The organism is Acinetobacter sp. 24-47-67 (assembly GCF_056779735.1).
Genome location: NZ_JBWYIK010000008.1, coordinates 18,350 through 40,264 on the forward strand (window position 1 = coordinate 18,350; position 21,915 = coordinate 40,264).

Sequence of the window (21,915 nt, forward strand, 5' to 3'; positions counted from 1 at the left end):
TTATGTGCAAGATACACTTAAGACTCAGGTTCAGTGAGCTGACCATGCTGAATCATAAATGCAATAAACTCAGCCTCATTCATCACCGGAATACCTAGTTTTTCTGCTTTTTCAAGTTTGGAACCCGCCTTTTCACCAGCAACCAAGCATTTCGTTTTACTGGATACACTACCACTCACACGTGCACCTAATGCCTGTAAGAGTTGAGTCGCTTCATCTCGTCCCATACTGCTTAAAGTACCAGTCACCACCCAGCTCTCACCATTTAAAGGTTGTCGAGTCGGTGCTATCGGTGCATCCCAATGAATTCCAGCCTCAATTAATCGATTTAATACTTCAATATTATGTTCAGCTTTGAAAAAGTCTAATATCCATTCTGCAGTAATATCACCTACATCAGGGGTTTTCTTCAATGCTTCTAAATCAGCAGATTTCAGCGCATCTAAAGTCTGGAAAGTATTGGCTAACATTCGAGCCGTAGTCTCGCCTACTCCTCGAATGCCTAGTGCGTAAATAAATGCCGCCAATGTTGTTTTTTTACTACTTTCAATTGAGTCGATGAGATTTTGTACAGATTTCTCACCCATTTTTTCAATAGTCAGTAATTTTTCACGATGCTCGTGCAAGTGATAAATGTCTGCAACATCTTTGAGGAGTTCAAGATGTAATAAAGACTCAACCCAACGATCACCCAAACCTTCGATGTCCATTGCTTTACGTGATACAAAATGACGTATCGCCTCTATACGCTGCGCTGCACAATAAAGCCCACCTGAACATCGTGCTAAAGCTTCGCCTTCGGGCATCACAACTGGAGAAGCACATACAGGACATTGTTCTGGCAATTGAATTTCAGTGGTTTCTAGAGGTCGAAATTCTGGCCAAACCTTTTCAACTTTAGGAATAACATCTCCGCTACGATAGACACTCACCGTATCTCCAACGCGCACGTCCAAGCGATGTATTTCACCAATATTATGTAAAGTCACGTTTGATACTGTGACTCCGCCAACCGATACAGGATTTAATCGCGCTACAGGCGTTAAAGTACCTGTACGCCCTACCTGCCAATCAATATTTTCAACTGTGGTTAGCGCAGCCACTGCAGGGAACTTATATGCTGTTGCCCATCGAGGTTCACGACTTAAAAAGCCTAATTGTTGTTGTTGCTTCAAATCATTGACTTTGATGACCATCCCGTCAATTTCAACTGACAGGTTTGGACGCTCCTGATTTACAGATTCATAAGCCGCTTGAACCTCTTCAATACTGTCACAAACAAAATGTTTTTCCCCAACAGCAAAGCCCAACTGTTCAAGCCAATTTAAGCTCTCTGACATCGTGCTCAGACCATGATGTGGCATGCATTGCGCAATTCCATAAGCATAGAATGCAAGTGGTCGTGATGCTGCTATGGTCGGATCAAGTTGACGCAAACTCCCTGCTGCTGCATTTCTTGGGTTAGCAAAAGTTTTCTCACCTTTGGCCTCATTTTCAGCATTTAACTTTACAAATCCAGCTTTAGGCATTAGTACTTCGCCACGAACTTCTAACAACGCTGGTGGTACACCTTGAGACATCATGAGTACTTTAGGCAAATTACGAATTGTTTTTACATTTTGGGTTATGACTTCTCCTGTTTCACCATCCCCACGTGTAACCGCTCGAATCAACACACCATGTTCATACCATAGTGAGATCGCAAGCCCATCAAATTTAAGTTCGACGTCGTATTGGATTTTCTGGTTAGGTAAACGCTCTTCAATTCTGCGTGCAAAGGCAAAAAGTTCATCCCGATTAAACACATTACCCAAAGACAACATTGGAACAGTATGTGTAATATTTTCAAACTTAGATAAAGGTTTATCACCGACTTTATTGGTCGGTGTATCCGTCTGTACTAAATCAGGATATTGTTCTTCTAAGTTTTTTAGTTGATAAAACAATTGATCATATTCACTGTCTTCAATTGTCGGCTGATCCATCACATAATAAGCATGTTTATGCCGAGCCAGTAATTGAATGAGTTGGCGCATTTGCGCAACGACAGCGTTCCGATCCATATTTTCACCATATAAAAGGGCGGAAAATTCCGCCCAATAATTTCAACCTAAACAGTATAAATGACTTTACACAAATTCAGTAAGTCACCTAGGTGATTAAACAGCTTGACCTGATCTATAGTCGATCGCTTTATGGCGCCAGTGTTCTTTTAACTGCGGTGTAAATTCAAGATTATTTTCATCATAGACGGTACCATCTGTTTCACGTGCAATAAGCCCTGCAATACTCACCATACTGTCATAGCCTTTTTGAACATTATGATGCGGTAATGCTAAGAAGAATGCTAAACCTTGAACTTGTTCACCAGATAATGTTTCTAAATCGAAACCTGCAGGACCCTGATCTGTGATTCTGAGTACGGAAAACAGCAATGGGCTGACTGCATCAGGAGTTTCATAACGATGGAAACAGTTCATTTCGCCAAAGCGCAATCCATATTTCATTAACACTTTCAAAGCTTTATCACCAGAAAGTGCTTTTCGAGGGTTCGGATACATATTCAAACTAATAATGTATTCGGCATTTGCTAAAGCACTTTCATCATCAAAACGTTGCTGTTCATGTAAATGCACATCCAAGATGCTGCTTTCTTCTTCAAATTCTTTAATTTCAGCAGTTTGAATATTCGGATTTAATACAAAACTTGGCTCAACTTTTTTCGAGTCTTCAATTGTAGTTTCTACGATTGAATCTTTGGAAATAAGATCTGCACTTTGAGTGTCTGTTACACCATCAATCGACTGAACTTTACTCTCGACTGTTTCTGTATTTTTTTCTAGTGGGTCAGTCTCAGTGCAGTCCGAGTTTTTACTGGAGTCGAGCAGAGATTTACTTTCTTTCTCTGCAAAGTCTACCGAAGTATTCAATTGCACTGTATCTACCACTTCTACAGTTTCTTGAATATTTTCAGGCGTCTTTGTAGCTTGTTGAACAGCTGTTTGATCCAATTGAGCCACATCACTCGCTTCAATGTCTTTCAAACTTGGTTCTACACGCTCAGAAGAAGCCAATGGAGCGGCTTGCGCCTGTAAAAGACTACGAACATGGCGCGGAATGACGGGTTGATTACATTGTTCATTTATATGTAATTCAGCATCTAATGACGGTGCTGCATCACTCGGCTTGCGCAGGATCATAAACAACCCTATGCAACAGATCACGATTGCGATCACAATTCCGATAATGGTACTGATTTCCATATTAAGACTCCGCAGCTAAACCGTATTCTTTCGCTTCTTCTAGATCAACAGTGACTAACTTCGATGTTCCTGGCTCAGGCATTGTTACACCAAGTAAGTCAGTAGCCATCGTCATCGCAACTTTATTGTGTGTAATGTAAATGAATTGGACCTGTTCAGAAAGCTCTTTTACTAAATTACAAAAACGTCCAACATTTGCATCATCTAACGGTGCATCAACCTCATCCAATACACAAAATGGTGCTGGATTCAGTCGAAATATAGCAAAAACTAATGCTAGTGCTGTTAGTGCTTTTTCACCGCCTGATAACAATGCTAAAGAACTATTTCGCTTTCCTGGTGGTCGAGCCATTAGCTTTACACCAGATTGCCAATCATCTTCTAAACTTAAACTTGCTTCACCACCATTAAAAACCTTTGGGAATAAGTTTTGCAATTCCGCATTTACTTGATCAAAGGTAGTCATGAATAATTTTTTAGTTTCTTGATCTATACTTTTCATCGCGTCTTTTAATTGTGCGACTGTTTTTTCAAGATCTTCAATTTGATGGCTTAAATCTTCATAGCGCTTTGATACTTCTTCATACTCTTCTGAAGCTGCTAAGTTCACAGCGCCTATTTTGTCAAACTGACGCTGTGCTTGCTCTAACTGCTGTTGGTGCTGACTCAGATCGATTTGCATATTTTCTAATAATTCAGCATTAAGCTCTTTTAATTGTTCAGCATAATGTTGTAAATCAGATTTAGCCACTTGCCATGCTAAACGCTTCTCTTCTAACTGGGTTCTAAAGTGCTCATCACTTTGCTGATGATTTAACCGTAGCTCCGTCAATTTTTGTTGCTTGGACTGAATTTCATTAAGCTCGACTTGCCATGAGGACCAAGTCTTTTGTAACTTTTCAGTCTGCTGCTTTTGAGCCTCATATTGGCTTTGCAAAGTGGGTAATTCTAATTGAATCGGATCCACGAAATTTTTAGCTTGTGTAATTTGAGTGATGATCTGCTGATATTGAGTTTTTAGAAAACTTGCATCTTTTTCCAACAGCTCAATTTGTTGCTGATTTTGCGTATGAGTACGGCGGTTTTTTTCTAACTCTTGTTGTTTTTTGTAAACTAAGTCCTGAAGATGCTCAACCTGATTATTCAATTCTTCAACTTGAAACTCTAAAGTTTTGTAGTGTGGAAGATTGTGCTCAATCTTGAGCATTAATGCATGTAAATCGATTTCCAAATCATCTTTTTGCATCGCATCTTCTTCAAGCTGCGCATCAAGTTGAGCAATTTGTGACTCGATGTGTAAATTTTGCGACTCGAAAGCCTGCTGAGCCATTTGCTGTTTTGCAATCTTCACTTCAATTTGGTGAGCAAGGGCTTGATGATTTTTTAACGCTTTTTGCAACTCCGTACATTCACTATTTTTTTGTTCAAGCTTTAATTGCATCTCAGCGAGTTCGAGCGTCATTGACTCATGCGCTTTCACCATTTGTGTCAACTCTGAATCAATTTCATTTAATCGAATTCGGTGGCTAAGTGCTCCTTGAGCATCTTGACTCGACTCATCAAAGTACAGACCAATCATCCAGTCAGGACCAATATGATAGCCATCCAAACTTAAAATAGACTCACCTGGTTTTAATTGAGGCTGTAATTGAAGCGCCTGCTCAAAATCTTGAGCTATCGCAACGTTTAACCATAATGAGTTTTGGGGGAAATCAATCCAGCTCGCTAATGTGGGTAAACCAAGTACAGTCCCAGATACCTCTTGCTGAATAACTTTTAATTGACGGGCAGATTCGGTCTGAAATAAATCTTCACTCTTTAACGTATTCGCATGCAGCCACTTTGACAGAAATTTTTCGACCAATGCTGCAAACGGTTTCGCCTGATCTTTTAGCTTCAAAATTTGCATTAAAGGGTCATTGCTCTTCGATGCATGTCGACTGACTTTCACCACAAGCTGTTGTAATTGTTTTTGTTCAGATTTCAAAATCTGGATGTGTGAATTCAAATCTGTGCATTTACTTTTTTGCTCAGTCAATGAGATTTGATCACGTTTCAATTGAGTTTCTAATTTCTCAATTCTTTCTTCTAGACGAACGATTTCAATCTGTACATCATGTTTTTCATGCAGGAGATTGTCAATATCATCCTGCTCATACTGTGCTTGATTTTGAGATTTTTGTTCGAGCAAAGTTTGTTTTTGCTGCTCAATTCGAAGCACATTTTTAGCCAATTGATCACTCTGCGCCAACATTTGTGCACGTTGCTGTTGTTGCTTTTCAACCAATGCTTTTATTTCAGAAAATGATTTTTGCGCTTCAAGTTGCTTTGCCTTCAGCTCATTGAATTGTTGTAAATCAAGCTGTGCATTTGATTCAGTATCACTCAATGTTGTTGCTTGATGTTCTTGCTGGAGGATCAAATCTTCCAACTGAATATCAATCAGTTGCATCCGCTCTTTGGTTTGTATTTTTTGCTCTTCAAGCTGCTTTAAAGTTAAAGTATTTTGAGCAAACAATTGCTGTTTTTGATCCAAATTGGCTTGTAATTCAGCCAGCTTTTTTTCAGCTTGTTGCCATTCTTGCTGAAGTGGTGTGGATTGTTGCATTAATCGCTGAAATAACTCATTTGTTGCTGTTAAATCATGCTCAACAGTGGTGAGTTCAGAACGAACAAGCTTAAATTGCTCACCCAATTCAGTCATTTCAGTTGTATATTCTTGTTGAATTCGTTCACTTTGATGGCATTGAAATGAAAGTATCTCAACTTTCAAAGTTCGAATTTCAGTCTCTAAGGCTTTATATTGAAGTGCAGCTTCTGCTTGACGCTTTAGTGTCTTTAATTGGGATTTTAATTCAACAGCAATGTCATTTAGACGACTTAAATTTTGATGAGTATGTTCTAAATGTTGCATCGTCTCACGACGACGTGCTTGATAACGTGATACTCCAGCAGCTTCTTCGATATAAACGCGCATTTCATCTGGTTTTGCATCGACCAAACGGTTAATCATGCCTTGTTCAATAATCGCATACGAACGAGGACCTAAGCCTGTTCCTAAAAAAATATCTGTAATATCACGGCGGCGGCATTTTGTACCATTAAGAAAATATTCAGATTTACCATCGCGATTGACTTGGCGACGTACCGCCAACTCACTATAAGCGTTATATGCTCCACCTAGTTTTCCATAGGTGTTTTCGAAGCGTAATTCTACACTCGCCATTCCCACTGGTTTACGCTTTGCTGTCCCAGTAAAAATGACATCCTGCATACTTCCACCACGTAACTGGCGTGCGCTTGACTCTCCCATCACCCATCGGATTGCATCGATGACGTTGGATTTACCACAACCATTTGGTCCCACGACTGCGGTACGGTTGGCTTTAAATTGTAAGGTGCTGCTATCCGCAAAAGATTTAAAGCCAGAGAGTTTTAAGCTGCTTAATCGCATAGTGTCCTGATTATCTGCGCGATCTCCGCGCCCAAGCTAGTTCAATTTGTTTCATTCGTGTCAGTGACTCTAACACTAGATTGCGCAAGTGTCGGCAAAAATCTTCCATAAATAAAGTAGCTTGTTGTGATTTTCGGATCAAAATTGCATCGATCACGAGCTTAATTAATTCAAGTGCTTCTTGGAGCTCTCTACGCGAAGTATTTAAGGTTAAAAAATAACTACGACGTATAGATGGCAACAGTTCGCGATAAAACTTCATTAAGTATGGGTTAGCTACCATATCTTGTTGCTTGGCTAAAAATTGAAATACACCATCGTAAAATTTTTCAGTATTACTTTGTTTAACTTGTTCAATTAAATATTGCAAAAGTTGCTGAAGCGCCTCAGCTTCATGATTACGCCAAGTTTCACTCATACGCTGGACGATCTGCCCTAACATAAGTGCACTCGTATCAAATAAAGCTCGCACTTGTTGGGCAGACATTTCTGACACAATTGCGCCGCGTCTTGGATAAATTTCAATTAAATGCGTGCGTTCAAGTAATAATAAAGCTTCACGTACCGAACCTCGACTCACGTCTAATTCTTTAGCGATACGCAATTCTTGTATACGTTCACCTTCGACCAATTCGCCACTAATAATCTGTTCACTTATATGTCTGGCTATTTGCTCTGAAAGGCTGTCCACTTCTTCCAATTGCATAATATTCCTATTTATTTTTTTTACTCATACTTCATAAAGCATGATGCTATTTTATTGTTTTTATACCAATAGCATCATGCTGACTATGTCTTTGTCTGACAATTTATCAAATTTTTAAGTCAATACACATCTTTATTTTTGAGAATTATTTGGCATATTTTTCTCAAAATACGCCTTGATAAATAAAATAAATCCCTACAGTTGTAAGCAAAGCTGCAAAACATTTTTTCAACATCGCTGCTGACAGTTTATGTGCAACTTTTGCTCCTACTTTTGCGGTGATAAAACTCATTACACTAATGCCAATGAATGCATAAACATGAACATATCCAATGGCATTTTCGATTTCAGCAGGTGCTTGTTGTCCATAGAACATAAATCCAAATGCACCTGCTAAAGCAATCGGCAGTCCACATGCAGCAGATGTTGCAACAGCTTTTTGCATCACCACCCCATGATGATTCAAATAAGGTACGGTTAAACTTCCTCCACCGATCCCAAAAATTGCTGAGGCCACCCCAATTCCACTTCCCGCCGTCAATTGAGCAGGTACAGAAGGTAGTTGCTTAGATTGATCGACCACCACATTAGCTCCACGGAACATACGGTATGCGACCCAAATTGCGAAACAACCGATAATCAATTGCAGCATTGGTCCAGAGATAATACTGGCCAAGCCAGCACCAAAAAATGAACCCAATACCAAACCTGGCGCTAAATTTTTAAATACTGACCATAGCACTGCACCTTTTTTATGATGGGCCATAACCGAGCTAATCGATGTGACCACAATCGTAGCTAATGATGTTCCAAGCGCCATGTGCATAATGACAGTTGGGTCATAACCCATTTGGGTAAATACAATAAATAAAATGGGTACGATGATTAATCCACCGCCCACGCCAAACAACCCTGCAGTAAAACCAGCGATTGCACCAATAGCTAAATATATGATTAACTCCATAAATCTTTTACTCTTCTCAGATTCAACATGGATTTAGAGACTCGCCACCTCAGTCAGCTTTTAACTGAAGCTCAACAACTTCCAGAAGTTTTACTGTTAAAACAGAGCACCACTTCAACCAATGATGAAGTACGCGCACTCATCAAAAAAGGTGTACAGGGTATTCTTGTATGCAGTGAGACTCAAACTCAGGGACGTGGACAACATCAACGACAATGGGTTTCCCCAGTCGGGAATATTTATTTAAGCACATTGCTAGAAACCAAAACACCCTTAGATGGTCGACTATCCCTTGAGATTGCACTTAATATTTTGCAAATTCCTTCATTTAAGTCATTGGATCATTTACAAATTAAATGGCCAAATGACCTTTATAGTGCGCAAGGCAAATGGGGTGGCATTTTGGTAGAACCTGTAACCCCACATCAGGCGATTGTTGGTGTTGGTATTAATTTATTGCCTGTTTCTGATGCAGCAATCGAACAGCAAACCACATCAATCATGCAATTGGGTTTAGCTCATCCAAATCGAATTAAGATTATTTCAGAGCTTTATCTTGCCATCATGCAAGCCGGACAATGGTTTGAGCACGGAAGTTATAATCTCTCAGGACGTTTCAATCACTATGCTGCTTTTATGAATCAGACTGTAGAATTTGAGCAAGTGAATAAAACAGTACAAGGTATCTTTAAAGGTATTGGAGATGATGGTCGAATTAATATTTTGACTGAACAAGGTTTAATCGGTTTGTATCAAGGGCGTTTACGCTTAAAAAAATAGAGAAAAGATAGGTCAGCGAATACATGATGAAACGTCTTTGGTTAGATATAGGCAATACGCGTTTAAAATATTGGATCACGGAAGGTGAGCAAATCTTGGAGCATGTGGCGGAGCTTCATCTACAATCTCCTGCGGACTTAATGTTGGGTCTCATCCAACACTTTAAATCTCAAAACCTCTCAGAAGTCGGTATCTCATCTGTTCAAGACAAGAAGAATAACGACCGTATACTCAAAATTTTAAAACTGCTAGATATCCCAATTGTCGTTGCTAAAGTTCATCAAGAATATGCAGGACTCCAATGTGGATATACAGAACCGAATCAACTGGGCATTGATCGTTGGCTACAAGTTCTAGCGGTCGTCACCGATCCTCAAGAGAAATATTGCGTGATCAGTTGTGGAACGGCCTTAACAATTGATTTAGCAGATGGATTTACACATTTAGGCGGATATATCGTACCTAATCTCTATCTACAACGAGACTCACTTATTCAAAATACCAAAGGGATCAAAATCCCTGATGCTGCATTTGATGAGTTAAGTCCTGGGCAAAATACAATGGATGCTGTTCATCATGGTATTTTATTGGGATTGGTCAGTATGATCGAAAAAGTTTTAACAACATCTCCAAGAAAATTAATCCTTACAGGTGGAGATGCAGCACTCTTTGCTCAATATTTACAATCTTATCACCCGCAAATTGAAACCGATTTATTATTAAAAGGCTTACAACGCTATCTTGCTGTCGCGCAGCAAAAAACATAACTTAGTCATCAGGTCTGCTGAACTGAGTGTCTTTTAAAACAAAAAATTATTCACTTAGTATCAGTACACATCCAAAATATAAAAAAACAGGCTAAACAACATGAATAACAGGACGTTAAATTTTTGGAATATTGCGAAGAAACTGCCCTTAGGGAAAGTACTTTTCAATCAAATCATTCAACTCAAAGCACCTTATTTCAAGTCTATTCGCACGAAAATTATTGAATTGAGACCAGATTTTTGTCAGGTCCAGATGTCTAAAGAAAAAAGGGTTTTAAATCACCTCGATACTATACATGCGATCGCATTGTGTAATTTGGCAGAGCTTACTGGTGGTCTAATGACAGAAGTCACTCTTCCACAAAGCCATCGATGGATACCCGATGGTATGCAAGTCAACTATATTAAAAAAGCAACGACCGATTTAACAGCAGTTGCTTATCCTCTGACGCCAATTCAAGCGGGTCAATCCATACCAAATAAATTTGTAGCGTGTGTCGAAGTCCATGATCAAAACCAAACGCTTATCTTTAGAGCAGAAATCAATATGTGGGTGACATCACGTTAAACACGTCAGTGAGAGCTTATAGCTTCTGAATTAATCTCGAACAATCTCAGCCCAAACCTCAGGCAATGCAGTACAACCTTCTGAATCAATAAAATGCCCTTGATGTTCTGCAGCAACGACATGTGCATCAATACTTTCAGCTTGTTGGAAACTAAATTTAGGCAGAACGCGCTCATCACCTTCAGAATAAATGACCACGCGATCATGAACTTGGTCACGAATGAGTTCAAAATCTATATCTGCTGCATCAATAAATGGATTAACTTGCTCAAGCCGCCCTAAACGTCCATTGAAACCAGCAACTAGAATTAATTTTTTGATTTTTTGGTTTAAAAGCACTTGGCTTAAGTAATGTAAAGTTGCAATACACCCGAGACTGTGAGCAACAAAAATTGTTTGATCATCAATTTGAGCTATTTGCTCTTTCATTTGTTGTTGCCACGTTCCTAATAGTGGCGTCTCAGAAGGATCTAATCTCAATACTTTTAATGGAATACCATACTGATCAGCTTGTTGTTGTATCCATGGAAACCAATTTTCTTCAGGGCTTGCCGTATATCCATGCACAACATAAACCTGTGTCATTTTCTTGCACTCTTGACTGTATTCTCAACATCATGAATTGATTATTTTTTAAACTAAATAGTAAGTTTGCAAAATTATGTAGCATGAAAAAAGGCGCCACAGCGCCTTTTTAATTTTTGGGAATTATTTTGGATCTTTTCCACCGAATAACGGACCAACGCCACCGCCGCCACCAAATTTCTTTTGCATACCGCTTAATGATTTCATCATTTTCGCCATACCCGATGGATTCGCAAATTTTTTCATCATTTTTGCCATTTGGGCATGTTGTTTGATCAGCTTATTGACTTCAGCAACATCCATACCACAACCTGCTGCGATACGTTTTTTACGGCTTGGATTCATCAAGTCAGGATTGCGACGCTCTTTGATGGTCATCGATTGAATAATCGCTTCCATTTTCTTCACTTGCTTTTCAGGATTTGCTTGAGCAATCGCATCCTGAATTCCTGAGTTACTCATGCCAGGCAACTTGTCTAAGAAGCCCATCATACCGCCCATTTTATTCATTTGTTCAAACTGCATCAGCATATCTTCAAAGTTGAAGCTGCCGCCTTTTTGCAGTTTTTTCGCCATTTTTTCAGCTTTTTCTTTGTCGACTTTACGTTCAAGCTCTTCGACCAAAGAAAGCACATCACCCATACCTAAGATACGTTGTGCTACACGCTCAGGATGGAATGGTTCAAGGGCATCGAGTTTCTCCCCCATCCCCAAGAATTTAATAGGCTTACCAGTAATTGCACGAACAGAAAGTGCCGCACCACCACGCGCATCACCATCAGTTTTTGTAAGAATCACACCGGTTAAAGGCAATGCATCATTGAATGCTTTTGCTGTATTTGCAGCATCCTGACCGGTCATTGCATCTACAACGAACAGTGTTTCTGTAGGATTAATCGCTGCATGCAATTCTTTAATTTCGCCCATCATATCGTCATCGATATGTAAACGACCTGCAGTATCGACAATCAATACATCCGCAAATTGAATTTTAGCTTGTTCAATTGCTCGGTTTGCAATCGTAATTGGTTTTTCATCAGCACTTGATTCAAAGAAAATCGCGCCGACTTCACCTGCTACAGTTTGGAGTTGCTTAATCGCTGCAGGACGATAGACGTCGGCAGAAACCATTGCGACTTTTTTCTTTTGTCGCTCTTGTAAAAAACGAGCTAATTTTGCAGCAGTCGTCGTTTTACCTGCACCTTGTAAACCAGCCAATAAAACAACAACGGGAGGCTTTGCAGCAAGATCAAGACTTTCATTTGCCTCACCCATCATTTTGGTGAGTTCATCATGAACAATTTTGACGAATGCTTGGCCTGGAGATAACTGTGACATCACCTCTTGACCTAATGCCTCTTCCTTAACTTTCGCGATAAATTCACGAGTTACAGGAAGTGCAACATCGGCTTCAAGAAGTGCCATACGCACTTCACGTAACGTATCTTTAATATTGTCTTCGGTCAGTTGCCCAGAGCCAGTAACATTTCTTAAACTCTGCGTGAGTCGTTCTGTTAAGGTATCAAACATTGCAAAATCCGCTTAAAATGGTTGTTGCAAAAAAATCTTTCTTAAAATAGAAAATTTATGCATAAGATGCTATAGGATACTGTAGTTCGTTTGGAATTTATATCTTATTAGATGAATATTCAGCATCCATAAAAAGGTTTGACATGATTAGCCTCCCTTTGGTTTACACAATTTTAGCATTGATCGCCTATACCACTGCCTTTTGGTATTTATTTACCCATTTAATGACTAAACGTGTCCCTAATCATTGGTTTATCAGTCTCGTAGCTGGATTAGGCTTGATCTTGCATGCTGTCGTCTTATTGATAGATATGAAAACGCCTTTCGGCATTAACTATAACGTTTTTAATCTCCTTTCATTTACTTCAGCACTCATGCTGTTATTGAGCCTGCTTTATAGCACTTATCGACCTGTACTTGCGCTAAATCTGATTGGAATACCAGTAGCTGCATTGGGTTTAATTTTAGGCTATTCCCTGAGCCAGCCTATACTTACACTTAAACAGAACACGCTTGGACTTGATGTCCATATTATTTTGTCACTCTCGGCTTATGCAGTGCTATTAATGGCAACAATTCACGCAGTTTTGTTGTGGTTACAAGATCGTGAGTTAAAAAACAAACAGAAACATCGTGTTTGGGTTAATCTATTACCCTCCTATCAAGCAATGGAATCTCTGTTATTCGATATGCTTGTTACAGGTTTCATTTTATTAAGTACTGCACTTATCTTCGGCTTTTTTACGATTGATGATTTTTTTGCACAACATTTGGCACATAAAACAGCATTTAGTATTGTCTCTTGGTTTGTTTACGGTGCACTTTTATTTGGACATTATCGTTTTGGTTGGCGCGGTCAAAAAGCGAGACGCTTTACCATTATTGGTTTTATTTTACTTGCAATAGGCTTTATTGGATCAAAATTTGTATTAGAAATGATTCTAGGAAAATAACAATTGTGTGATTTGAATCACAATAAATAATAATTAAATAAATATCACATCATATTAAATTTTATATATTTTAAATACATTTAAAATATAGATAAATAAATTTTAAGTATAAATAAAATTTTCACATTAGGAATAGTAATAAAAATCAATTACTTAAAATAAAAAAACTACATTAAACCTTTATGATGATTTAATAAATAATAGTTAATATTATTTGAATTATTTAATTAATTAATATTAATAATCTGTTCATCGCTTAATACCCCCCATTAATCTCCTATAAGTTGTTATTATTTAGGTTAGTAACTAATGTTACAGTTAGTAAATGGATATTTTTGATGATTATTTTGGGGTATGTATGAAATTGCAAAAAGGTTTTACCTTAATCGAATTAATGATCGTCATCATTATTGTTGCAATCTTGGCCGCAATTGCAGTACCTAGTTATCAAAACTACGTCACCAAAGCAAAAATCAAAGAAGCTCAATCGAATTTAATCGCACTTTCATTAGGTGCTGAAAATGCATATCAAAGAACACTAAACTACCCTAAAGAAACCTTATCAAATACCAATGCAGTAAAAACTAAATTTACAACTTGGAATCCAAGTTCTGATTCATTTAATTTTACGTACACTTCATCAGATGGTGTGAATTATGCGGTTCAGGCAATAGGAACTGAAGCAAGAGTTTTAGGTTGTACATTAACACTCAAAAATGATGGAACTCGTACCGTGTCCGGTTGTGGTTCATATACTGACTGGGTGAAATAATATGCAAAATACTGGTTATAGAAAACAACTTGGTTTCACGCTGATCGAACTAATGATTACGATCGTTGTACTGGCTATTTTGTTATTTGTAGGTACTTCTTTAACCAGAGCTTGGGTAGATCAAAGTCATGTTGATGGAGCGCTAGCAGGTATTAAAAATGCGACTTATCAAGCCCGTTCTGCAGCAATTCGAAACACGAATAATCAAGAGTCTTCACTTGCAGCAGCATCTGTTTGTATAGATAAAACCCATCAAGAAATTAGAGTGATTCGAGTTGCTAAGGACAATACTGATGCGTGTTCAACAAGTGACGGCAACTCGCCTGACCAAAACTATATCCTTCAAAAAATCCCCTATGCATCGAATGTATTTTTCAAAGTAAATAATACAGAGTTTTATTGTCTATCTTTTAACTCGAATGGGATGTTGGTTGCTGCAAGTTCAGCATCAGCAACGTGCAATTCAAATTTAAATTTAACCGTTACAGTTGAGAAGAATAATGAATCAGCAAACATTCAAATCAACTAATCAACGTGGTTTCACATTGTTGGAGTCTCTTGTTGGTTTACTTATATTCTCGATTATTGTTTTTGGTAGCGGTTTAGCAATCAGCAAAATGTTGAACACGCAACGATATATGAACATTGACAATATAGTGATAAACGAACTGCAAAATCGCTTACAAACCATCACTATATCTACTGATTCAACTGATGTTTGTGCTTCATTCAATAACCAATCTACCGAAAGTAAATCGTTCACATTAAATGGTAATACCTACTACATTTATTGCAATTTGAATTCTGAAAATATTAGTGAAACGAGCGGTGTCGCAGGTACAAAAATTACATGGCCTGTATTAGCTGCGAGTACAAATCAATCTAATGCCAAGACCTGCGCTGAAGACAGTATGGAAGGCTTAGATTGTTATCGAGTCGGGAGATAAATCATGAGTCAAAAAGGATTTACGCTCGTTGAGTTGATGGTTGGATTAGTCATTGCAATGTTATGCATGCTAATGATGCTCATGCTTTTTAAACAGACGACTCAAATTGGTATTAGTTCTTCTCGTGATTCGGAATACGATGCTCAAATACGTACAGCATTATCAGTTGCACAGAAGCTCGTTCAAAATGCCGGCTATGGTTCAGGAAAAACATCAGATATTGCTGTAGGAGTGGACACTCAAAATTTACCTGCTGTTTTCTGGCGTATGAATCCAGATCCTGTAACAAGCTTAATGTCTGCAAATACAACGATTAATTACAACTGTGAAGCATTAACTCAAGAAAAAGAAGGTGATACATATCGCTTAATCTTTCTTAAAAAGAATAACTGTGGGTCTGAAGCAGTATTAAATATAGAAACTTTTAGCCAACCTGATGAAAAACAGCATATTGTTTCCTTTAAGACCTTAGAAACAGGCACCGTTTTTAACTTTGTATTAACACCGGGAAATTGTACACCTTTTGGAATTGATAAAAACAACTCCAAAGGTACGCGCCAACTGACGATTACTGCTAATCGTCAATACGCAGATGAAATGCAAAATTCAAACATTGGTCAAACAGTGAGTAATACCGTTTGTCTTAATAACATTGTTAACCTTTAAGAGCGAGATTAAAGATGAATAGTTTAAGAAAGCAGCAAGGCATGGCCACTATTCTTTTGGTCTTGCTCATCGGGCTTACAGTGATGATCATAACATCGACTGTTGCAAAATCACTCATCTCCAACAAAGAAGCAAATGTTGCTGCGCATGCACAAACCAACGTACAACTCATGGGATGGTCAGGTGTTAGTGCCTTTCGTGAATATTTATTAAAAAAATATAAGGATACCGATATTAACGACTTTCGCCAAAGCTTATTAAATACAGGTGAAATTCAGCTTTTAAATGATGATACCAACCAACGTTATGTCACTGTTGAAGTAAAAGATGTAAAAGGTTGCAATGGTTTAACCAATAACCCAGATGGTTCTACTGGAACCAAATGTATTGTCATCGCAAATATTCTGTCGAAAAGTGGGTCAGCTCAATCAGCTACTACGATACAAGCAATCTATGACCTTGCAGCAGACCTGATTAAGTACAAGAGTGTTATTAATTTCACTGGTCAAACATTTATGTCTGGCACTACCATTTCCGGCGAAGATCCAACTAAACCAGATGAGTATGTCGAACTGAATGTCGATGGTGGCAGCCTGTCCTTACAAGCTGGTTTCAAAATCAAAAATATCAAAAACTTAACTATTAACGTTAAGAAAGACAAAGATGGTAAAGGTGGAAATGTCTATATTGATTGTTTAATTGATGCCTGTGGTACAAGAAATGGGGCTGTAATTAACATCAATGCTGAGGGCTATGTTCACATTATTAACGGCGGAAATTTTGGCAATATTTCATCTGGTGAGTGGGTTAAACTGTTAACTAATGTCAAAGCAGAAAATATTAAAGCAATTGGTGATGTCACACTTTCTCTTGGTTCTAAAGCTCAAAATATTTCCACTGACGGAAATATTAGCCTTACAGAAGGTGGCTATGCTGCAAACTTGCATACCAATAAAGATGTAACACTACGCACGAATGTTGAAGTGTCTTCTATCACCACACACCAAGGGAATGTCAATATTTCCGTTTCTAGTAAAGTCAACGGAAATGTCATGGCAGGTGGCAACGTAACAATGATCGGAACTAGTGTTGTTACGGGTGATATTACATCAGGCGGGAAAGTTAATATTTCTAGTAGTGACGTTAAGGGCAGTGTAAGAGCCAAAGAATTTATTGACCTTGATACCTTCTCCAAAATTGAACAATCGGCCTATGCTCACAATCAGTCGAAACAAGGGATTGGCGTGTACAAGGCTGGAGTCCGCTTAAGTACAAGTTGGATTGGTGGAAATGTGTATTCTAACGGTCCATTACGCTTATTAGATGGTCTTATTGCTGAAGACGTAAAAGGTGATGTCTATCTTGCCAACTTTAGTACTTCAAATCAGAATGGTGTAGTTGAAGGATTTAAGAATGCAATTAGTGGAAAAATTTATGAAAAACTCACAAGCATCCCTCAGCTCAGTACTTTTCCAGATATTCCTAAATACGATATTTCTGAAACCATAGCCAGTATTCAAGAAGCAATTCAAAATATGACGTTTGAAACCAGAGTCGATGTTCGTCAATATCGAAATGATGCAAACTATATTTTCGTACGTGAATATGGCGCTGCTCGCGTATATTTAAATCATCTTCGCAATGAGAGCTCTAAAATCACTTACATGTATGAGTATGACGCTACTAATAATATTCACAAACAGTTTGCTGTAGATACTTCAGGAAATAAAACTCAAATCATGAAAATTGACCCTGAGAACTCAAACTCAGGCTCACGAGGTTTCTATTTAGGGAAATACACCTTGAATAGCAAAGATTATGTCGGTGCTATTTGTGAAACTATTCATGAAGAACAGGTCATGACCAATAGTTTAGGGCTACGTACTGAGCATAAGAGCGGTTATTGCACGAGCCAAATTATTGGATATCTTCCACGGGTCAGCTTAGACTTCAATGGTCTTGATGGTAAAGATCGTTATATATTTGGCTGGCCTAAAGATTATGACTATACATTACCAGACACTTGGTATATTCGTTCAATGGATACATCTACATTCGATAACGCAAGTTTTGCTCCAGGTATTCTGTATTTCGAAGGTAAATTAATTATTTCTGGTAAAGCGAATCTTGCGGCGGATAGTACTGATTCTGTATTCACCAATACTTTCCTTGCTGAAGGTGATATTGATGCGATTGCGATGTCTCCTCGCATTTATTCGCCTCGTAATATTACGCGAAATCCAAATGCAACAGATGCCTTAATTTGTTCACGTAACTTAGGCACTACGTCTAATACTAAGTTTAGTGTTAGTCCACCTGCAACAACACCTGCAACTTTATCGAACAAATTCTTGACGCCAGTGAATTTGTGCCAAGATGCGAATACGATGTATAAAAATACCAATAGATTACCTAACGGTACGCTTGATACAGTGACTATTGATAATAAAGAAATAACAAAGTTAGAACTTGGTTTAGTTGCCTTGATGTCTAATCAAGTTGTGCGTATTGGTGCATGTGCACAAATTTATGGTGACGTATTAGCAAGAAGTAATGTTGAAGGTAGTGCAGCATGTGGTATCGGTGAAAAAAATGGAATCTTTGGTAATATCAGCTCTCAAGGTGTCCCACCGTATACTAGTGTTCAACAACACAATACAATGGGTGCTGGTACAAATATTTATATTCCCAAAAATGAATATAAAAATTTAAATAAAGTTGATGATGTGAATGCCAATGATTTCATCGCCATTAAAAATGCAGACCTACAATGGGCTAAATATCAATAATTGGAAGCGAAAAGCCCAAACATAAGTTTGGGCTTTTTTTTGTGTGAAATTTCTGACTAGACAAGCTATACAAAACACCGTATAACACCGTTTTTCCCATATTCAGGTGACCAAGTGAAACTCGTTTTAGCACCCATGGAAGGTTTAACTGATCCCATCATGCGTGATGTTCTCACACATGTCGGCAGCTTCGACTGGTGTGTAACTGAGTTTATCCGTGTCACTGATTCTGTCCTCCCAGATCACATCTATCATTCTTACTGTCCCGAATTATTGAACGATGGCAAAACAGCAGCAGGAACACCCGTTCATGTTCAATTTTTAGGGAATAATCCAACCATGTTGGCTGCAAATGCCGTTCGAGCGGTGGAGTTAGGTGCACCTGCAATTGATATGAATTTTGGCTGTCCAGCTAAAACAGTAAACAGGCATCGAGGTGGTTCTGTATTATTGGATGAACCTGAAACAGTGTATCAACTGGTTAAAGCTGTACGTGATGCAGTGCCTGCTGAAATACCAGTTTCAGCAAAAATGCGTTTAGGTTATATGGATCGTAATTTCACCCTGGAAAATGCACATGCTATAGAAGATGCTGGTGCCGCTTGGGTTACCGTTCATGCACGAACAAAAGCAGATGGCTATACCCCACCCGCCTTTTGGGATCAACTTCAACCCATTCGTCATGCGCTTAGCATTAATGTGATAGCCAATGGTGAAATCTGGAATAACCAAGATGCGCGCCAGTGTTTAATAGAGTCAGGTTGTGAAGATCTAATGATTGGTCGTGCAGCAGTGACAACACCCGATGTCACACAATGCATCCGACATAATAAAGACGAAGCGATATTACAATGGAGCGATTTAATTACACTCCAAATTCGCTTCTTAAATGGTTCTTATAAAAAAGAAATGAATATGGTCGGACGTTATAAGCAATGGCTAGGTATGATGTCTAAACATTATCCTGAAGCAAAACTGTTATGGGATGAAGTGAAACGTCTGAAACAAGTAGATGAAATCATTGCTAAGCTCAATCATTTTCAAAACATTATGCCAACTGTCTAATTTCTAAATTCTAGAATGAATAACTCCGAACTTCACCTTGAAAATTCAGACAGTCTTGAACACGAGTGCGTTGAACCTCAGACAGTTGCTCTGGACTAAACCATGCATATTCCGTATGTTCCTCAGAGAGTTGAATTTGGGCGTTATTTTCAATCATGCATCTAAAGATAAAGGTGTGTGAGTTTACATGTGCGTGATAGTAAACCCCAGACAAATACTGGATGCTTACATCACAACCTATTTCTTCTTTACACTCTCTTAGCAAAGCTTGATGTATGGTTTCACCTTGATCTAAACCACCACCAGGCAACCCCCAACTGTAATTGGCATAGTTTGCTTTCAGTAATAAGACTTGTCCCTCTGGGTTGGTGATCACCGCATGAGAACTCAAACGATAAAAATCATAAAATCCCATGACACGTCTCCAGAATTTAACTCATTCATGAAAGATAACACTGTTTAAGCCCATCTAAATGCTCAAGATAAGCTAAACCACAAGCCTTAATTTTGATTTATCCTTCAAGATGATAGCCTTTCCCGTTGCTAAGTCTACAGGCATAGAAATATGTTGGTGTACCATCACCCATTGTTCATTGGTTTTTTGTAGACATAATGTTGTACGACACCAAGGCATTTGCAACTGACCTTTTAAGGCTTTATGTTCCACTTTAGAGTGACAATGTAATACAACCAAATGATCACTCGCATGCACTTTTACATCACGGCGAGTGATTTGCATTCCATCGAAGAAATAGGGACTAAATTTTTGCCATTCTTTTCGATAAGCTTCAGCTCCCTCAAGTTGGGTGCTGACATCAAACATACTTACATTTTGCGCACATTGTTCGATTAACGCATCAACATTATTACCTACTAATGCTGAATCCCATTCTTTTAATTGCGCTAATACTTCATGAGCAGCAACAACATTACCCTCAATCTGAATAGACATGATGTGACCTTATTGTTATTAGTGTGATGAAGTTAACACTTTTAAAGAAGAAGTGTAATGTTATTTTGTGCCAAGCAAAGAAATTTTTATTCTAATTTGTATCTAAAATTCAATTTAAATTGATAAAAAACAACCATTATTTATTAAAACTTATCATTATGATCAGAAAACCAATGACGAGTTATTTTCGCATAAAAAATTGGCCCCAGTTTCACTGAAGCCATTATAAAAGCTTATGCTTTCTTTACATATTCGGACTTAAGTTTCATTGCGCCAAAACCATCTACTTTACAATCAATATCATGACCATCCGTTGCATCTGGCAACAAACGAATACTTTTTGCTTTAGTACCGACTTTGATTACGGATGATGAACCTTTAATTTTTAAATCTTTGATAACCGTTACGGTATCGCCATCTGCAAGAAGATTGCCATTTGCATCTTTGATCTGAACCACTTCTTCGAGTGTCTCTCCTTCTTTCCATTCATGTGAACATTCTGGGCAGATCAAGAGGTCCCCATCTTCATAAGTATATTCAGAGGAACATTTTGGGCAATTTGGCAAAGACATAAAAAAAATCCAAAAAATTAAAAAAATTTTGCTCAATATACCACTTTCATCTAGCGAATAGAAAAAAACCTTAAATTTTATAAGGTTTAAATAAAAAAAACCTAAGTTCAATCACTTAGGTTCTTTTATTGGCTCTAGCCTTGTTTAGCTTTGAAACTCATCTTCTATATCTTCATCATCATATACATATGCCATACATCCCCATCCATCGTACTCACCGTCATAGTCATTGGCTATTTTGGTAAACCACTCTTCTAAATCCACAATATCTGAGTATTCTGGCTCCATATACACATAAATCGTGATAATCCATTCTGCGGATTCAGACTCTTCATCAATAAATAAACTGATCTTTTGTTCTTCCTGAAGCAAGAACAAGGCACATTTTTCAGCTTTGTCTTTAGAGCTAAAAGCAATTGAGTACTCAATCTCATGCGGCTCGCTTAAATCATCTCCATCCTGGAACATTTGCCACAGTACATCGCCATTATCATCATTTGGAAATTGTTCTAAATCACGGCTCATACGTTCATCCTTATTGTGGTTATTGCGTATACAATATCCTAGAGTAGCCTATATTTA

General features: G+C 38.2%; 21 protein-coding genes. 10 read left to right on the plus strand and 11 right to left on the minus strand.

Going from position 1 to position 21,915, the window contains the following annotated elements:
• Positions 1-17: 17 nt before the first annotated feature.
• From ligA to AC1M9K_RS10325, 5 genes are all read right to left on the minus strand, one after another.
• A complete protein-coding gene (ligA, locus tag AC1M9K_RS10305) occupies positions 18-2,063 on the minus strand; it encodes an NAD-dependent DNA ligase LigA (RefSeq protein ID WP_481589213.1) in 2,046 nt (681 codons plus the stop codon).
• 96 nt (positions 2,064-2,159) lie between these two features.
• A complete protein-coding gene (locus AC1M9K_RS10310) occupies positions 2,160-3,263 on the minus strand; it encodes a cell division protein ZipA C-terminal FtsZ-binding domain-containing protein (RefSeq protein ID WP_481589214.1) in 1,104 nt (367 codons plus the stop codon).
• Position 3,264: 1 nt separating this feature from the next.
• Positions 3,265-6,717, minus strand: a complete 3,453-nt coding sequence (smc, locus tag AC1M9K_RS10315) for a chromosome segregation protein SMC (protein ID WP_481589215.1) — start codon at positions 6,715-6,717, stop codon at positions 3,265-3,267.
• Between the two features lie 10 nt (positions 6,718-6,727).
• Positions 6,728-7,423: a GntR family transcriptional regulator gene (locus tag AC1M9K_RS10320; RefSeq protein WP_035269253.1), complete on the minus strand. Its 696-nt coding sequence runs from the start codon at positions 7,421-7,423 to the stop codon at positions 6,728-6,730.
• A 163-nt stretch (positions 7,424-7,586) separates the two neighbouring features.
• Positions 7,587-8,387 carry a sulfite exporter TauE/SafE family protein gene (locus AC1M9K_RS10325; protein WP_481589216.1) on the minus strand — a complete coding sequence of 267 codons (801 nt, stop codon included), beginning with the start codon at positions 8,385-8,387 and terminating at the stop codon, positions 7,587-7,589.
• A gap of 27 nt (positions 8,388-8,414) precedes the next feature.
• On the opposite strand from AC1M9K_RS10325, the gene AC1M9K_RS10330 reads away from it, so the two are divergent.
• The 3 genes from AC1M9K_RS10330 (at position 8,415) to AC1M9K_RS10340 (ending at position 10,502) form a co-directional block, all read left to right on the plus strand.
• The gene (locus AC1M9K_RS10330; protein ID WP_092767469.1) at positions 8,415-9,167 is read left to right on the plus strand and encodes a biotin--[acetyl-CoA-carboxylase] ligase; all 753 of its coding nucleotides are present in this window, start codon (positions 8,415-8,417) and stop codon (positions 9,165-9,167) included.
• 26 nt (positions 9,168-9,193) lie between these two features.
• A complete protein-coding gene (locus tag AC1M9K_RS10335; protein WP_481589274.1) occupies positions 9,194-9,934 on the plus strand; it encodes a type III pantothenate kinase in 741 nt (246 codons plus the stop codon).
• A gap of 100 nt (positions 9,935-10,034) precedes the next feature.
• Positions 10,035-10,502 carry a hotdog fold domain-containing protein gene (locus tag AC1M9K_RS10340; RefSeq protein WP_481589217.1) on the plus strand — a complete coding sequence of 156 codons (468 nt, stop codon included), beginning with the start codon at positions 10,035-10,037 and terminating at the stop codon, positions 10,500-10,502.
• Positions 10,503-10,532: 30 nt separating this feature from the next.
• On the opposite strand, the gene AC1M9K_RS10345 is transcribed toward AC1M9K_RS10340, so the two are convergent.
• Positions 10,533-11,087, minus strand: coding sequence for an RBBP9/YdeN family alpha/beta hydrolase (locus AC1M9K_RS10345; protein ID WP_481589218.1), 555 nt, complete (start codon positions 11,085-11,087; stop codon positions 10,533-10,535).
• Between the two features lie 123 nt (positions 11,088-11,210).
• Complete coding sequence (ffh, locus tag AC1M9K_RS10350; RefSeq protein WP_035269264.1) at positions 11,211-12,617, minus strand: signal recognition particle protein; 1,407 nt, start codon at positions 12,615-12,617, stop codon at positions 11,211-11,213.
• A 143-nt stretch (positions 12,618-12,760) separates the two neighbouring features.
• Between ffh and AC1M9K_RS10355 the strand changes: the two genes are divergently transcribed.
• The 7 genes from AC1M9K_RS10355 to AC1M9K_RS10385 all read left to right on the plus strand — a co-directional run bounded on the left by AC1M9K_RS10355 (position 12,761) and on the right by AC1M9K_RS10385 (position 19,809).
• Positions 12,761-13,570 (plus strand): cytochrome C assembly family protein, encoded by an 810-nt coding sequence (locus AC1M9K_RS10355; RefSeq protein ID WP_179999001.1) that lies wholly within the window; start codon positions 12,761-12,763, stop codon positions 13,568-13,570.
• Between the two features lie 358 nt (positions 13,571-13,928).
• Positions 13,929-14,342, plus strand: coding sequence for a type IV pilin protein (locus AC1M9K_RS10360; RefSeq protein ID WP_481587214.1), 414 nt, complete (start codon positions 13,929-13,931; stop codon positions 14,340-14,342).
• A 1-nt stretch (position 14,343) separates the two neighbouring features.
• Complete coding sequence (locus AC1M9K_RS10365) at positions 14,344-14,871, plus strand: pilus assembly FimT family protein (protein WP_092767479.1); 528 nt, start codon at positions 14,344-14,346, stop codon at positions 14,869-14,871.
• Entirely contained in the window at positions 14,843-15,289 is a 447-nt protein-coding gene (locus AC1M9K_RS10370) for a PulJ/GspJ family protein (RefSeq protein WP_092767481.1), read from the plus strand. Before AC1M9K_RS10365 ends, AC1M9K_RS10370 begins: the two co-directional genes overlap by 29 nt.
• Positions 15,290-15,292: 3 nt before the next feature.
• Entirely contained in the window at positions 15,293-15,955 is a 663-nt protein-coding gene (locus tag AC1M9K_RS10375; protein WP_092767483.1) for a PilW family protein, read from the plus strand.
• A 41-nt stretch (positions 15,956-15,996) separates the two neighbouring features.
• Positions 15,997-18,744 (plus strand): bactofilin family protein, encoded by a 2,748-nt coding sequence (locus AC1M9K_RS10380; RefSeq protein WP_481589219.1) that lies wholly within the window; start codon positions 15,997-15,999, stop codon positions 18,742-18,744.
• Between the two features lie 114 nt (positions 18,745-18,858).
• Complete coding sequence (locus AC1M9K_RS10385; RefSeq protein WP_481589220.1) at positions 18,859-19,809, plus strand: tRNA-dihydrouridine synthase; 951 nt, start codon at positions 18,859-18,861, stop codon at positions 19,807-19,809.
• 10 nt (positions 19,810-19,819) lie between these two features.
• On the opposite strand, the gene AC1M9K_RS10390 is transcribed toward AC1M9K_RS10385, so the two are convergent.
• From AC1M9K_RS10390 to AC1M9K_RS10405, 4 genes are all read right to left on the minus strand, one after another.
• Positions 19,820-20,224, minus strand: coding sequence for an NUDIX hydrolase (locus tag AC1M9K_RS10390; RefSeq protein WP_035269847.1), 405 nt, complete (start codon positions 20,222-20,224; stop codon positions 19,820-19,822).
• A 72-nt stretch (positions 20,225-20,296) separates the two neighbouring features.
• A complete protein-coding gene (locus tag AC1M9K_RS10395; protein ID WP_092767489.1) occupies positions 20,297-20,761 on the minus strand; it encodes a YybH family protein in 465 nt (154 codons plus the stop codon).
• 233 nt (positions 20,762-20,994) lie between these two features.
• Positions 20,995-21,333, minus strand: a complete 339-nt coding sequence (locus AC1M9K_RS10400; RefSeq protein WP_035269853.1) for a zinc ribbon domain-containing protein YjdM — start codon at positions 21,331-21,333, stop codon at positions 20,995-20,997.
• Between the two features lie 144 nt (positions 21,334-21,477).
• The gene (locus AC1M9K_RS10405; RefSeq protein WP_035269856.1) at positions 21,478-21,858 is read right to left on the minus strand and encodes a ribonuclease E inhibitor RraB; all 381 of its coding nucleotides are present in this window, start codon (positions 21,856-21,858) and stop codon (positions 21,478-21,480) included.
• Between the last annotated feature and the right edge of the window lie 57 nt (positions 21,859-21,915).

Excerpts from the sequence above, each read along its gene's own strand:
- AC1M9K_RS10375 (WP_092767483.1), top strand. The coding sequence starts at position 15,293 with ATGAGTCAAAAAGGATTTACGCTCGTTGAGTTGATGGTTGGATTAGTC.
- AC1M9K_RS10370 (WP_092767481.1), top strand. The coding sequence starts at position 14,843 with ATGAATCAGCAAACATTCAAATCAACTAATCAACGTGGTTTCACATTG.
- AC1M9K_RS10345 (WP_481589218.1), bottom strand. The coding sequence starts at position 11,087 with ATGACACAGGTTTATGTTGTGCATGGATATACGGCAAGCCCTGAAGAA.
- ffh (WP_035269264.1), bottom strand. The coding sequence starts at position 12,617 with ATGTTTGATACCTTAACAGAACGACTCACGCAGAGTTTAAGAAATGTT.
- AC1M9K_RS10405 (WP_035269856.1), bottom strand. The coding sequence starts at position 21,858 with ATGAGCCGTGATTTAGAACAATTTCCAAATGATGATAATGGCGATGTA.
- AC1M9K_RS10325 (WP_481589216.1), bottom strand. The coding sequence starts at position 8,387 with ATGGAGTTAATCATATATTTAGCTATTGGTGCAATCGCTGGTTTTACT.
- AC1M9K_RS10365 (WP_092767479.1), top strand. The coding sequence starts at position 14,344 with ATGCAAAATACTGGTTATAGAAAACAACTTGGTTTCACGCTGATCGAA.
- AC1M9K_RS10355 (WP_179999001.1), top strand. The coding sequence starts at position 12,761 with ATGATTAGCCTCCCTTTGGTTTACACAATTTTAGCATTGATCGCCTAT.
- AC1M9K_RS10330 (WP_092767469.1), top strand. The coding sequence starts at position 8,415 with ATGGATTTAGAGACTCGCCACCTCAGTCAGCTTTTAACTGAAGCTCAA.
- AC1M9K_RS10310 (WP_481589214.1), bottom strand. The coding sequence starts at position 3,263 with ATGGAAATCAGTACCATTATCGGAATTGTGATCGCAATCGTGATCTGT.
- ligA (WP_481589213.1), bottom strand. The coding sequence starts at position 2,063 with ATGGATCGGAACGCTGTCGTTGCGCAAATGCGCCAACTCATTCAATTA.
- AC1M9K_RS10360 (WP_481587214.1), top strand. The coding sequence starts at position 13,929 with ATGAAATTGCAAAAAGGTTTTACCTTAATCGAATTAATGATCGTCATC.
- AC1M9K_RS10335 (WP_481589274.1), top strand. The coding sequence starts at position 9,194 with ATGAAACGTCTTTGGTTAGATATAGGCAATACGCGTTTAAAATATTGG.
- AC1M9K_RS10340 (WP_481589217.1), top strand. The coding sequence starts at position 10,035 with ATGAATAACAGGACGTTAAATTTTTGGAATATTGCGAAGAAACTGCCC.
- smc (WP_481589215.1), bottom strand. The coding sequence starts at position 6,717 with ATGCGATTAAGCAGCTTAAAACTCTCTGGCTTTAAATCTTTTGCGGAT.
- AC1M9K_RS10320 (WP_035269253.1), bottom strand. The coding sequence starts at position 7,423 with ATGCAATTGGAAGAAGTGGACAGCCTTTCAGAGCAAATAGCCAGACAT.
- AC1M9K_RS10395 (WP_092767489.1), bottom strand. The coding sequence starts at position 20,761 with ATGTCTATTCAGATTGAGGGTAATGTTGTTGCTGCTCATGAAGTATTA.
- AC1M9K_RS10390 (WP_035269847.1), bottom strand. The coding sequence starts at position 20,224 with ATGGGATTTTATGATTTTTATCGTTTGAGTTCTCATGCGGTGATCACC.
- AC1M9K_RS10400 (WP_035269853.1), bottom strand. The coding sequence starts at position 21,333 with ATGTCTTTGCCAAATTGCCCAAAATGTTCCTCTGAATATACTTATGAA.
- AC1M9K_RS10380 (WP_481589219.1), top strand. The coding sequence starts at position 15,997 with ATGGCCACTATTCTTTTGGTCTTGCTCATCGGGCTTACAGTGATGATC.